The organism is Aeromonas bestiarum, from assembly GCF_000819745.1.
GTDB lineage: Bacteria > Pseudomonadota > Gammaproteobacteria > Enterobacterales > Aeromonadaceae > Aeromonas > Aeromonas bestiarum.
Genome location: NZ_CDDA01000015.1, coordinates 398585 through 411882, shown reverse-complemented (window position 1 = coordinate 411882; position 13298 = coordinate 398585). Strand labels below are relative to the sequence as shown.

Genomic DNA, 13298 nt, shown 5'->3' with positions numbered 1-13298 from the left:
CGAATCCCTCCTGACGGCTCTATCACCTCACCGTACTGCTGCAAAACGAGGGGCTGGAATTGAAGGATGTGGTGCCGCGGCTTCATTAGCGCCATAACAAGTGATCGTAAAACCGATTTGAAAAAAGCGGGCCCTGATGGGCCCGTTCTGTTTTACGGCTGTGGCAGCTTCAACTGCCCAGCTGCTGACGCAGCATAAATTTCTGCACCTTGCCGGTGGAGGTTTTCGGCAGCGGGGTGAAGATGATGCGCTTGGGGGCCTTGAAGTGGGCCATCTGCTCACGGCAGAAAACAATCAGCTCGGCCTGGGTGAGCTCACGCCCCTCCTTGAGCTTCACGAAGGCGCAGGGCACCTCCCCCCACTTCTCGTCCGGCATGGCGATCACCGCCACCTCGTCCACATCGGGATGGCGATAGAGCACGTCCTCCACCTCCAGGCTGGAGATATTCTCCCCGCCGGAGATGATGATGTCCTTGGATCTGTCCTTGATCTCCACATAACCGTCCGGGTGCCACACCGCCAGATCGCCGCTGCGAAACCAGCCCTCCGCCATCGCCTCGGCGCTGGCAGAAGGGTTCTTGAGATAGCCCTTCATCACCACATTGCCGCGCAGCACTATCTCCCCCAGGGTCTTGCCATCCTGGGGAACCGGCTCGCCGCTGACCGGGTTGATGACCCGCATCTCCCCCTGCAGCGGGGATGCCACCCCCTGGCGCGCCTTGAGACGCGACAGCGTGGTGGCATCCTGCCCCTGCCAGCTTTGCTGGGGTTCGCACAGCACGCAGGGGCCATAGGTTTCGGTGAGTCCGTAGACGTGGGTCACGGCGATCCCCATAGCCTCCATGCCGGCGATCACGGTGGCGGGCGGCGCCGCCCCCGCCGTCATCACCTTGATGGGATGATTGAGCCCATATTTAAGCGCAGGGGCGGCATTGTTGAGCATATTGAGGACGATGGGCGCGGCGCAGAAGTGGCTCGCCTTGTGCTCGCGCAGGGCATCAAAGATGGCCGCCGCCTGCACATGGCGCAGGCAGACGCTCACCCCGGCGGTGGCCGCCAGGGTCCAGGGGAAGCACCAACCGTTGCAGTGAAACATCGGCAGGGTCCAGAGATAGACGGGGTGTTTGGGCAGCTCCCAGGAGAGCACATTGTTGACCGCATTGAGGTGGGCGCCGCGATGGTGATAGACCACCCCCTTGGGGTTGCCCGTGGTCCCCGAGGTGTAGTTCAGGGAGATCGCCTGCCATTCATCGCTCGGCAGCCAACCGGGCTCATCCTCGTCCCCTTGGGCAAGAAACGCCTCATAGTCGAGCTCGCTTATCAGCTCCCCCTCCCGATAGAGGGGATCGTCGATGGCGATGAGCAGAGGTTGCGTCTTGACAAGGGCCAACGCCTTGCGCACCACGGCGCCGAACTCCCTGTCCACCAGCACCACCTTGCTCTGGGCATGCTGGAAGATGAAGGCCATGGACTCGGCATCGAGCCGGGTGTTGAGGGTGTTGAGCACGGCGCCGCCCATGGGCACCCCGAAGTGGGCTTCGAACATGGCCGGAGTATTGGGGGCGACGATGGAGACAGTATCCCCCTCGCCTATGCCATGCCGACGCAGGGCCGAGGCGAGCTGGCGGCAGCGTCGCTCGGTCTGGGCCCAGTTTTGACGCAAGGCCCCATGGATCAGCGCCGGGTAGTCGGGATAGACCCGCGCAGCCCGCGCCAGGAAGCTGATGGGGGTCAGCGCCTCGAAATTGGCGGGGCTTTTATCAAGGCCGGTCTCATAGATGTTCTGCTCTGTCATCGGGTTCCTTCCTCGCAGGTGGCACAAAGCGGCTGGATCGGATTGGGCGGGAGATCTCGTCGGCATCATGCCCTTGCGCAGATCTCTTATGGGGCTGACAGCCTAACAGCAGGGCCATGGCGGCAGGTATTAGCAAAACGTCTTAGGCGATGGCGCTGCTTGGGTTTTCACCCGGTCAGACCGGCCATGATACGAGGCATTGCCAGCCTTGAATAATATGTATCCATTATCAAACCGGCATGGGTTGCCATGCATCCTTTACATCTTTATTTGCAGCCGAGGCGTTGTTGCCAATTATACCAACCAAATGAACCGGGATAATTATTGAATATAATGACCCAGCATGGGCACGGCATTGAAATTAACGACAATTCCATCAGCAAATATATTCTGTGAGCCAGCCCATAAAGCGGGCCACGCTTCGTATTCATCCCGACACCAGCAGGTTATGGTTACATAGTGAAACAATCTACCGCATGCCCAATATCAGGCCAGACTTCTCGCCAACGAGTGCGCCATTACCAGTAGATCTGCGCATTTCTGCCCCATGACGAAGGAACCCTGTCGACCCGATATTCCGCCGAGCCCGAACCTGCTTTATCGAGGAGCATTTTATGTGTGCCGAGCCGAATACCAAGCCACGCAGACAATTTCCCACTGCCTTTACCATTTTGTTTCTTATTATGTTGCTGGCCATTGCCCTGACCTGGATCATTCCGGCGGGGGCCTATTCCAAGCTCTCTTACAACTCGGCCAACAACACTCTGATGGTCAATAGCCCGAAGGGGGAAATAAGCCGGGTGCCCGCCACCCAGACCGAACTTGAAAAACTCAATATCAATATCGGGGTGGAACAATTCACCAGCGGCACCATCCGCAAGCCCATCGCTATTCCCGGCACCTATGAGCGACTGGCGCAGGCCCCCAAGGGACTCGCCGACGTAGCGGTCAGCATGGTCAAGGGCACCATAGAGGGGGCTGACATCATAGTCTTCATCCTGGTACTGGGCGGGCTCATCGGCGTCATCAACAAGACGGGAGCTTTCAGCGCCGGCCTGGTGGCGCTGTCGCGCAAGACCCGGGGCAACGAATTCATGTTCGTGGCGCTGGTCTGCGTCGTCATGGCGCTGGGGGGCACCACCTGCGGGCTGGAGGAAGAGGCAGTCGCCTTCTACCCCATACTGGTACCCATCTTTCTGGCACTCGGCTATGACGCCATCGTCTGCGTGGGAGCCATCTTCCTCGCCGCCTCCATGGGCACCACCTTCTCCACCATCAACCCCTTCTCGGTAGTGATCGCCTCCAACGCCGCCGGCATCCCCTTCACCGAGGGGCTGATCTTTCGCGCCGTCGGCTGTCTGGTGGGCACCCTGGTGGTCATTGGCTATCTCCACTGGTACTGCAAGAAGATCAAGGCCAACCCGGCCTTCTCCTACACCTATGAGGACAGAGACAGCTTCCGCGCCCGTTTTCTCAAAGAGGGCGCACTGGATGAAGGGGTCCCCTTCACCCTGCGCCGCAAGATCATCCTGACCCTGTTCATCCTCGCCTTTCCGCTCATGGTGTGGGGCGTCTCCATGGCCGGCTGGTGGTTCCCGCAGATGGCGGCCTCCTTCCTCGCCGTCGCCATCATCATCATGTTTATCTCGGGGCTGAAGGAGAAAGAGGCGGTCGAGGCCTTCACCCAGGGCGCCTCCGAACTGGTGGCGGTGTCGCTGATCATAGGGCTGGCGCGCGGGGTCAATCTGGTGCTGGATCAGGGGATGATCTCGGACACCATACTGGCTTACGCCTCCGACCTGGTCTCCGGCATGCACGGCGCCGTGTTTGCAGTGGCCCAGATGCTGGTGTTCACCCTGCTGGGGCTGGTGGTGCCCTCTTCCTCGGGGCTCGCGGTGCTCTCCATGCCCATCATGGCGCCGCTGGCGGATACAGTGATGATCCCCCGCTATATCGTGGTGTCGGCCTACAACTGGGGGCAATACGCCATGCTGTTCCTGGCCCCCACCGGGCTGGTACTGGTCACCTTGCAGATGCTCGGCATCCAGTTCAACCTGTGGGTCAGGTTCGTGCTGCCCATGGTGGGCTTCGTGCTGGGCTTTGGCGCCCTGATGCTGGTGGTGCAGGTGATGATGATCTGAGGCGGACCTCACTGCCAGAGCGCGCCCGGCCCACAGTGCTTGGCGCTCTCTATGCGGTCCACGGCTCCAGGGAAACGCTCTCTCACTCGTGCATCAATGGCGTACCCGGCCCTGTTGGCGAAAGCAGTAGAGCTTGAGGCTGATGTCGACTATATCGGCGGGCAGCTCCTTCGCCACCTCGGAGAGGGGTTGATAAAGGGATGCCAGCAGTCGCTGTGCCTGCTGCTGGGTAATGATCTCGGCCTGTACGGCCGGCTGTATCCATCTTGGCAGCATCGACATAAGTCCCCCTTGCCGATTATTGCTTGACCACCACAGTCCCAACGCGTGCCGCATCGGGATTGCCCAGGTATTGCCGTTGTCACTTTCACTGGCCCCGAGATGATGACGGCGTTACCTGGCTCACCGGCACTGCATCGCGCCTGTCGGGGTGAGCCACTGTCGCTCATGGGCCCGTCACACTCTCTGCCAAAAGACCAAGCATAATGCTTGCCGTGATCTGTTATCGGCAGCCCTCCTGCGCCGGTAAAGCGATTTATCAAGCACTTGCGCACGAGTCGGTGCCTGCGGGCAAGCCCTTAAAGCCCGCGTCGGGGGACAAGCGCGGCAGAGTGCCGCTCTAGGGCGATGGCGCGGCAGTGGTTTGACGCAAAATGAATAAAAAGACCCCATATGAATCGCAAATTGCGACGCATCCACCCGATCCAGAGTGACATGCCCATTTTCCAGCCCCAGCTCCACGGCCTTTGTCGCCAAAGCCCGACACCTTTTTGACGAGGGGCTTTTTGGTGAAGTCAGGGCTTGTCGTGCCCGCACGCTGGCCGCCTTGTTCATCCTCCGGGTTGTGCCAAGATCGCGGCAAGCAACAGCCGCATCAGGTGATGCATTTCAGGAGAACGCAAAATGAACAAATCCATGTTGGCAGGTGTCGGGATCGGTGTGGCCTCTGCGCTGGCATTGTCGGCCGCCGCCAGCGGATCCCTGTTTTCAGCCCAGCCTCAGTTTGCCGAGGTGCTGGCCAGCAAGCCGGTGACCGAGACCATCAAGACGCCCCGTCAGGAGTGCCACAACATCACAGTGACCCACCGCAAACCCGTGCAGGATGAGAACAAGATCCTGGGTACAGTGGTTGGCGCGGCGCTGGGCGGCGTGCTCGGCAACCAGTTTGGCGGTGGCAACGGCAAGAAGGTGACCACGGCCGCGGGCGCCGTGGCCGGTGGCTATGCCGGCAACCAGGTGCAGGGCAACATGCAGGCGGGCGACACCTACACCAGCACCCAGCAGCGCTGCAAGACGGTGCAGGAGAGCAGCACCCGCACCCTGGGCTATGACGTCACCTACCGCCTCGCCGGTCAGGAAGGGGTCATCCGCATGGAGAAGGCCCCCGGCGCCACCATACCGGTCAAGGATGGCAAGCTGGTGATCGACAGCGCCCAGAGTCAATCCTGACAGACCCAGTTCTATGAGCACCCCAAGGCCCATCACACCGATGGGCCTTTTTGTTGCGCGCCAGCGCCTCGTCTGGCATGGCTGCCAACCCAACCCCATCATGCCCAGCAAAAAGGGGCCCGCAGGCCCCTTGTATCACGCATGTTCATGATGCCTATCAGCGGCGGCCAAACGGCCACCAGGGCTTGTCGTTGTCCACTATGTCGACCCGGGTCTCCTGCAGGTTGCCCGGTTGTCCCCCCTGCAACTGGCGCAGGCTCACCCTGAACTGCTCGGTGGGCTCCACAAACCAGTCATCGATGATCAGCACCTTGACCGATTTGCTGCCCCCCTCACCGGCGGCCCAGCTCACCGACTGGCTGAACCAGGGCAGGAAATCCAGCCCCCAACGCGCCGTAACCCCCTCAAGGCCCAGCTGGGCACGGGCCGGCTTGCTCAGATCGCCGCTGCGCACCACGGGGATCTCGGCAAACCACTGCCCCTCGTTCACCGTCATGCTGGCGCGAGCCAGCGCAATGGTGGACGGCGCCAGCTTGTCCTTGACGGTCACCAGAGTCTGGCGCTGCTCACCCAGAGTGGCGCCGCTGGCATCGAACAGTTCCAGAGTGAAGGTCTCATCCCCCTCGTGCAGGGTATCGCTCTTCACCGGGATGCTGATGGGCTGGCTGTCGCTCTGGCCGGCCGCCCAGTTCAGGGTGCCGGTCAGTGGCGCCACGTCATTGGCATCCGCGCTGCCGTAGGAAATGCGATAGCTGACGCTGGCCTCCCCATGAGTGCCGTCACGACGCGCAACGCTCAGCGTGAGGGTACTGCCCTCCTCCACGCTGGCGACTGCGCTCTCGAGGCTCAACACCCCGGCAGGCGGCAACGGATACTGGATCGCCACCAGCACGGGATCGTGATCCGAGGCGCTGAAGGGGCCGTCCGATTTGGCCAGCTGGCCTGTGTACTTGCTGCCGTATTCGAAGAAGTTGCTCTCGGCGGAGTTGATGTGCCAATCCTCTATGCCGATCACCTTGGCCGCCAGGCTGGGGCTCGCCAGGGCGTGATCCAGGTTGCCGAGCTCACCTTCATAGCTGTAGGAGTAGGTATCGGTGCCATGGAAGCGGGTGTTGAGGTTCACGAAACCATACCCCTTGCCAAGGGCGCTGCCGCTCTCCTCATAGGGCTGGCCCGCCAGCGTGGTGAAGGAGGCGCTCATGATCTGGCGCGGCTGGGCCGCCGGATCATAGCTGGTCAGCACCCGGATGGGATCCTCCATGCCATAGGCGTTCATGTCGCCGATGAGCAGCAGATCCCCACCCAGCGCCTTGAGACTCTCCCCCAGCACCCTGGCGGCGGAGACCCGCAGCGCGTTGCAGTGACCCTGGCCATCCAGCGGATCGGCGGTTGCATAGTCGGGGTAATCCTCGAAGCAGGCGGAGCCCTTGGACTTGAGGTGGTTGACCACCAGGGTCAGAGGCGCATCCCCCTTGGGTGAGCTGAACTGCTGCAACAGCGACTCGCGCATGCCCTGCTTGATGGCCACCGGCTTGCCGCTGGCGTCCAGAGCCTCGGCCTGCTGCACCGGCAGCACTATGAGGCTGGCTGCCCCTTGCGGCGTCACGCTGGCAGGTCGGTAGATGAGACCCACGGTAATGGCATCTGTGCCTATGGGCTGGCCATCCGGCGAGGCAATCCAGCGGTAGTGATCCGCCTCATCCGGCTGGGCGGCGTTGAGGGCCGCCACCAGGTTGGCGATGGCGGAATTGTCGCCGTAGCCGTTGTTCTCTATCTCCATCAGCCCCACCACGTCGGCGTTGAGGCGGGTGATGGCGCTGACGATCTTGGTGCGCTGCTTCTCGAACTCCGCCACTGTCAGGGCGCCACGGTTGCTGCCGGTGGGGTTGGCATCCCCGCCCACCACAGTGGTGAAGAAGTTGAGCACGTTGAAGCTGGCGACCCGCAGATCCCCCGCCTCGGCGAGTTCTGGGGTTTCGACCCTGTCCCAGCCGCTGTGATCTATGTCGCCGCTGTCGATGCGGTTGTTCGCCACCAGCCGGAACAGGTTGTAGGAGTAACCCAGCGCCCCCTCCAGGCCATTGAGCTTGTCGCCGATGCGCAGGTAGCCATCTTCGGCATTGAAGGCGGGATACCAGGGCAGCACCCCATCCGGCGTCTTGGCGTCCGTCTCCACCACCAGCTGGTTTTGCTGGTTGCGCAGGGCCCACTGGCTCGCCTCCTCGCTCATGGCGGCAAACTTCTGGGTCGACTTGATGAGGGGCGCGCCATAAGAGAGCACCAGGTTGTTGCGCTTGCCGTCGTAATCGAAGCTGAAGTTGCGGGTCACCACCAGGCTGGACTCGGGCACCAGCCGCACCCGCATCCCCTCATGACGCTCCAGCAGCTGGTTCAGGGTCTCACCCGCCACCGGCACCAGATCCACCGCCGGCAGCAGAGCCACCATGGGCTGGGTCACCACCAGTTGATCGGCATTGAGCTGGGTCTGGTTGAAGTACTCCTTCACCTTGCCCGAGACGCATACCTCGGCCCCCGGCACTATGGCGCCATTGGCCTGGGTGCTGTAGACGAAGAGACCGTCCGAGCTGGCCGGATCCCCGTCCCCTTGCGGATCCTGGATGAAGAAGCCCTTGTAGAGACCGTTCACCACCTGGGTGACGATGCCACGGGTGGCATAGGCCTGCTCGGATTCAAACTTGCCGGCCGGCACCAGCGGGCTGCTGCTGCCGGGACCCTGAATGGCAGGCACGGGTATCAGCTGATCAACCGGGCAGACGAAGGCCGGTGGCAGAGTGCCATCGCAGGGACCATCGCCACTGCAACCCAGGCCGCTGGCGTCATCCTTGGCGGCGGCCACGTACTCAAGCGCCGGATCGAAGGGGCCGGTCACATCAGTCCGGCCCGTGGTGACTGTGGCCTTGCGGCGCAGTGTCATGTCCAGGGTCGAGACGCTGCCGGACACCCAGGCCGTGCCCGGATCCACCCCCACCTGCCCGAAGCTGTCCACTATCTCACTGCCGCGATAAAGCACCAGGGCGTCGTCACCGTTGAACACCAGGTTGCCACTGGTCTGATTGGCCTTGGCCAGGATCTCGGCGTTGGCGGAGGGGTTGGCCAGCACCAGGCTGGCGCCCGGGGCCAGGGTGCCTTGCAGCACCAGGCTGTTGGTGGGGGTATCGGTAAGAGGTTTGCCGTTGGCATAGAGCGCCAGCCGGTATTGAGAGAGATCGACGGGAGTCGCGCCCAGATTGCTCAGCTCCACCGCCTTGTTGTTGCTGGATCCTTCCAGGTATTCGCTGATCAGCAGTTGTGCCTGTGCCTGTCCTGACAGCGCCAACCCGACCGCGAGCGCCACCAGAGAGTGTCTTCCTGACATAGCCAATGTTCCTTTTCTTATTAGCAGATATGTTATTGGCGCCCCGCGTTAGGCGGGCCACAGCACCTTGTTACAGCTATCAAAACAGTCGATACGGGCCCATGGCCAAATATCGCGCCTACTCTGCCCGTTTGGCCCAAGAGCCGCCGCGAGCTGGCTAACAATTACAGAAAATTGTTGCGAGCAGGTGACGAAAAATAATGTTTTTCCGCTGACACCTCTGCCACAGGATGAGCGGCGCACCACCATTGGCATTTGCTGCCGCCAATATCCGGCAACGGCGCACAAGATGGCGACACAAGCTGACATAGGGAGAAAAAACAGCAGCTTGAGAAAGGATCCCGCCAGCGATACCCAGGGCGAATCGCGAGTGACCATTCACGGGACAATTAGCTGGAAATAGCGACGACGGCAGAGGATACCCGGCCATATGGCGTCACTGTGTCGCCGGGCGAAAATATCGCTCACCCTCCCATGGATAAATATCACGCCATTAATATGAGATGACCAAAATAAGGTTTTCCAGGCCCCGCCTGTTGTTTGCATGGCCGTCAGATGCCGCCTTGCCGGCAGCTATATTGGAAGCAGGCATGCCCCCAACATAGCCGCCCCGCACATGACGTTCGGGGCGGCAGCCTCACCCTAGCCCTTGCAGCATTTTTTCACCGCCCGCACCACGTTCTGGTAGCCGGTGCAGCGGCACAGATTGCCGGAGAGGCCACGGCGGATCTCCTCGTTTGTCAGCGGGCGGCGATCTGTCTTGTCGAGCAGGGCGGCGCTCGCCATCACAAGGCCGGGGGTGCAAAAGCCACACTGCACAGCCCCCTCGTCGATGAAGGCCTGCTGCACATCGGAGAGCTGATTCCCCTTACGCTCCCCCTCCACGGTACGAATGGATTTGCCATCGGCCCAGACCGCCAGATAGAGGCAGCTGTCGATGGCTGTGCCATCCACCCGCACGGTACAGGCGCCGCATTCGCCGACGCTGCACCCCTCTTTCACGCTGATCAGCCCCTGGCCACGCAGGAAGTGGAGCAGCGACATATTGGGGGACACCGCGTAGCAGTAAGGCTTGCCGTTGATCTCGCACTGGATCTCCACGGCGGGACAGGTTTGCGGTTGCATCATAGAATCTTGCCTCCGGCACGTTCGACGGCGCAGGTGATCACCCGCTGCGCCAGGGTCTTGATCAGGTGCAGGCGAAAGGCTTTCTCCGCCCGCCAGGAGGAGCGCGGCGCCACATCGGCCACCACAGCCTCGGCAATGGCCGCGAGCGTCACCCGGGTCAGGGGTTGTCCCTCGGCCACCGCCTCTGCGTGAGGAGTGCGCACCGGCGTCGGCGCCGCCACCCCGTAGGCCAGCCGCAGGCGCTTGAAGCGGCCATCCTCAATCTGGCAGTAGGCGGCGCAGCCTATGGTGGCTATGTCCATGGCACCCCGCATGGCGTATTTGAAGTAGTGGGAGCCCACCTGAGGGTGGGGATCGGGGGCAAAGTGAAAGGCCACCAGGATCTCCGCCGGTTGCAGTGCCACCTTGCCGGGGCCTGTATGAAAACCTGCGATGGGGATGCGGCGCGTGCCGCCCGGCCCCGCGATTTCCAGTTCGGCCTCCAGCGCGACTGTGGGCGCCGCCGAGTCGGCACTGGTGGCACCATTGCAGATGTTGCCGCCATAGGTGGCGACGTTGCGGATCTGCGGACCGGCTATGGTGGCGGCCGCCTCGGCCAGCATCGGCAGGCGGCGCTGCACCAGTTCGTTTTCGATAAGCTCGGTAAAGGTGGTACCAGAACCGATGCGGATCGCTCCATCAGGCAACTCGCTCACCCCCTTGAGCTCGGGCAAGTCGTGAATATCGACGATATGACGATAGGCGGCGTTGAGGTGGTGCAGCTGGATCATCACATCCGTGCCACCGGCCAGCAGGCGCGCTTGCGGGTCGGCTTGGCGCAGGGCCACGGCCTCGGCCACGCTGCGGGCCTTGTAATAACGGGCAATATCAAACATGGCGTTGCTCCTCGCTTGACCCCTCGGTAATGAGACCCGCCTGCACAAACTCCCGAAACAGGGTCTTGGGGGTGATGGGCAGCTCGTTGATGGCGACCCCGGTCGCCATGCGAATGGCGTTACGAATCGCCGGGCCCGGCGAGATGATGGGCGGCTCCCCCAGGGATTTGTGGCCATAGACAGACTGGGGCTCGTAGGTCTGCACGAAGTCGCATTCGAGCTCGGGCAAATCCAGCATGGTGGGGAACTTGTAGTCCAGCAGGTTGGGGTTGCGCACCACGCCGGTCTTGGCGTCTATGATCATCTCCTCGAACAGGGACCAGCCGATCCCCATCCCCATGCCGCCGTGCACCTGCCCCTCCGCCAGCTGCGGATTGAGGATCTTGCCCGCATCGTGCAGGTTGATGATGCGGTTGATGGTCACCTTGCAGAGATCGATATCCACGCTGAGATCGACAAAGGTGCAGCCAAAGCTCGGCGGGTTGGTGGTGGTCTTGTGGGAAACCTCGGCAGTGATCTGGCCGCCTATGGTGAGGTGGTAGTAGGCATTGACCGACACCTCGGCGACGCTGATCAGCACCTTGTCCGGCGCACCGGCCAGCACCACGTAACCGTCGATCAGGGTCAGGGATCCCACATCCTGATGACAGAGCTGGGCTGCCAGCGACAGGATGCGCGCCCGCAACTGCAGCGCCGCCTGATGGATGGCAGGGGCCGCCACGTAGCTCTGGCGCGAGGCGAACGAGCCAGGGTCGTAGGCTGTGATGTCGGTGTCCTGAGTCGAAATGACCCGGATCTGCTCAAACGGAATGCCTAAGGTCTGGGCCGCCATCTGGGCAAAGACGGTGTCCGACCCCTGCCCTATCTCGGTGGCGCCTATCTGCAGGTTCACTGTGCCATCCTGATTGAGCAGCATGCGGGCGCCGGCAATTTCGACCCCCACCGGATAGGTATTGGAGCCGTAGCTAAAGCAAGCCACGCCCACTCCGCGTCGCACCCGGCTCGCCGGCTCCTGCGCCAGACACTCGGCCCGCAGGCGTTCCCACTCGAACTGCTCGCCACCCCGGCGCAGGCACTCGGGCAAGCCGGCGCTGTAGATGGTCTTCTGGTTGACCTGATTGACATCCCCCTCCCGCGCCACGTTGGCGATGCGCACGGCGAGCGGATCCAGACCCAGCTCGGCGCAGGCGTCATCCAGCATGCACTCGAGGGCAAAAATCACCTGAGGCGCGCCGTAACCGCGCATGGCGCCGGCGGTGGGCAGGTTGCTGTAGAAGGTCTTGGCGTCATAACCGAAGGCGCTGCGCGGATAGAGGTAGCTGATTTTGTTGCCACCGGCGCTGGCGATGGAGTGGCCGTGGGAGGCATAACCGCCTGTGTTGGAGAGCACGTCGAGCTGATAGCCCTTGAGGGTGCCGTCGCGGTTGAGCCCTATCTTGCCGTCGATGGCAAAGCCGTGGCGGGTGCGGGAGGCAAAGAAGCACTCCTCACGACTGAGCGTCACCTTGACCGGCACACCGCCGAGCTGGTGGCTCAGAAACGCCGCCATCGGCTCTTCCAGCACATCCTGCTTGTTGCCAAAACCGCCGCCCATGTAGGGCTTGATCACCCGTACGCTGGACCAGGGCAGGCCGAGGGATTTGGCCACCCGGCTGCGCACTATCTGGGGGATCTGGGTGCTGGAGACCACTATGATGTGGTCCGGCTGATCCATGTAGGCGTAACAGGTCACCGTCTCCAGATGGCAGTGCTGCACCACAGGGGTCTGATAGTGCGCCTGAAATTGCAGGTCTGCCGCCGCGATGGCCTGCTCCGGTCCATTGGCGCTGAGCTGGCTTTGGCGAAGCAGATTGCCGGTCGAGTGTATGGGGTAGGCACCCTCGGCCAGCGCACTCTGGGCATCCGTCATCACCGGCAGCGGCTCGTAGGTGACCTTGACCAGGGCCGCCGCCTTCTCGGCGACCAGGGGATCCCGGGCCACGACTATGGCGACGCCATCGCCGAAGTGGCGCACATGGTCGGTGAGCAGACGCCTGTCTTTCACATCCCGTTTGGTCTCATCGAGAGACCAGGCGTGACCGGCGGTACGAAAACAGGTGGTGGGCACATCCTCGTGGGTGAACACGGCTTCGACGCCGTGCAGGGCCAGCGCCTCGCTGGCGTCGATGGCGATCACCTTGCCGTGGGCGATATGGCTTCGCACGTACTTGGCGTGGCGCATCCCGAGCATGATGTTGTCATCGGTATAGCGGGCGCTGCCGGTCACCTTGGCCTCGGCATCCACCCGCTTGAGCGGTAATCCTATGGACATATGCAAGTCCTTGCTTCAGGTAAGAAAATCCAGAACCAGGATAAAAAACAGCAAGATATGCGCCTGTTTCCCGCAGGCAGGCCAGCGATGGGGATAAGTGTGAAGAAGATCCCATCCGGCACCCCAGCCGGGCTCGGGGCGCTGCCGGATTGCCGATTTTTAATACGCATCAAGCCGCTGGCATGCGCCCCGTTATCAATCTGGTAATCCCCATTATCAAAAT

At 62.1% G+C, this 13298-nt stretch carries 8 protein-coding genes; 2 read left to right on the top strand and 6 right to left on the bottom strand.

Annotation, left to right across the window (positions count from 1 at the left end):
• Nucleotides 1-169 precede the first annotated feature (169 nt).
• Nucleotides 170-1795, bottom strand: a complete 1626-nt coding sequence (locus tag BN1118_RS09040; protein ID WP_043555634.1) for an acyl-CoA synthetase — start codon at nucleotides 1793-1795, stop codon at nucleotides 170-172.
• Between the two features lie 614 nt (nucleotides 1796-2409).
• Between BN1118_RS09040 and BN1118_RS09035 the strand changes: the two genes are divergently transcribed.
• On the top strand, nucleotides 2410-3936 hold the full coding sequence (locus tag BN1118_RS09035) for a YfcC family protein (RefSeq protein WP_043555633.1): 1527 nt from the start codon (nucleotides 2410-2412) through the stop codon (nucleotides 3934-3936).
• 93 nt (nucleotides 3937-4029) lie between these two features.
• On the opposite strand, the gene BN1118_RS09030 is transcribed toward BN1118_RS09035, so the two are convergent.
• Entirely contained in the window at nucleotides 4030-4218 is a 189-nt protein-coding gene (locus BN1118_RS09030; RefSeq protein ID WP_043555632.1) for a hypothetical protein, read from the bottom strand.
• A 621-nt stretch (nucleotides 4219-4839) separates the two neighbouring features.
• Here BN1118_RS09030 and BN1118_RS09025 point away from each other — a divergent pair.
• Complete coding sequence (locus tag BN1118_RS09025; RefSeq protein WP_043555631.1) at nucleotides 4840-5385, top strand: glycine zipper 2TM domain-containing protein; 546 nt, start codon at nucleotides 4840-4842, stop codon at nucleotides 5383-5385.
• A 157-nt stretch (nucleotides 5386-5542) separates the two neighbouring features.
• Here the strand turns inward: BN1118_RS09025 and BN1118_RS09020 are convergent, their stop codons facing one another.
• The 4 genes from BN1118_RS09020 to xdhA form a co-directional block, all read right to left on the bottom strand.
• A complete protein-coding gene (locus BN1118_RS09020; RefSeq protein ID WP_043555630.1) occupies nucleotides 5543-8761 on the bottom strand; it encodes an ExeM/NucH family extracellular endonuclease in 3219 nt (1072 codons plus the stop codon).
• 642 nt (nucleotides 8762-9403) lie between these two features.
• Nucleotides 9404-9889, bottom strand: coding sequence for a xanthine dehydrogenase iron sulfur-binding subunit XdhC (gene xdhC, locus BN1118_RS09015; protein WP_043555629.1), 486 nt, complete (start codon nucleotides 9887-9889; stop codon nucleotides 9404-9406).
• Nucleotides 9886-10764, bottom strand: a complete 879-nt coding sequence (xdhB, locus tag BN1118_RS09010; RefSeq protein ID WP_043555628.1) for a xanthine dehydrogenase FAD-binding subunit XdhB — start codon at nucleotides 10762-10764, stop codon at nucleotides 9886-9888. Before xdhB ends, xdhC begins: the two co-directional genes overlap by 4 nt.
• Nucleotides 10757-13075 carry a xanthine dehydrogenase molybdenum-binding subunit XdhA gene (gene xdhA / locus BN1118_RS09005; RefSeq protein WP_043555627.1) on the bottom strand — a complete coding sequence of 773 codons (2319 nt, stop codon included), beginning with the start codon at nucleotides 13073-13075 and terminating at the stop codon, nucleotides 10757-10759. Before xdhA ends, xdhB begins: the two co-directional genes overlap by 8 nt.
• Nucleotides 13076-13298 lie beyond the last annotated feature (223 nt).

What these genes read in the sequence shown, in the direction of transcription:
- BN1118_RS09040 (WP_043555634.1), bottom strand. Translation starts at nt 1,795, where the DNA reads ATGACAGAGCAGAACATCTATGAGACCGGCCTTGATAAAAGCCCCGCC.
- BN1118_RS09035 (WP_043555633.1), top strand. Translation starts at nt 2,410, where the DNA reads ATGTGTGCCGAGCCGAATACCAAGCCACGCAGACAATTTCCCACTGCC.
- BN1118_RS09030 (WP_043555632.1), bottom strand. Translation starts at nt 4,218, where the DNA reads ATGTCGATGCTGCCAAGATGGATACAGCCGGCCGTACAGGCCGAGATC.
- BN1118_RS09025 (WP_043555631.1), top strand. Translation starts at nt 4,840, where the DNA reads ATGAACAAATCCATGTTGGCAGGTGTCGGGATCGGTGTGGCCTCTGCG.
- BN1118_RS09020 (WP_043555630.1), bottom strand. Translation starts at nt 8,761, where the DNA reads ATGTCAGGAAGACACTCTCTGGTGGCGCTCGCGGTCGGGTTGGCGCTG.
- xdhC (WP_043555629.1), bottom strand. Translation starts at nt 9,889, where the DNA reads ATGATGCAACCGCAAACCTGTCCCGCCGTGGAGATCCAGTGCGAGATC.
- xdhB (WP_043555628.1), bottom strand. Translation starts at nt 10,764, where the DNA reads ATGTTTGATATTGCCCGTTATTACAAGGCCCGCAGCGTGGCCGAGGCC.
- xdhA (WP_043555627.1), bottom strand. Translation starts at nt 13,075, where the DNA reads ATGTCCATAGGATTACCGCTCAAGCGGGTGGATGCCGAGGCCAAGGTG.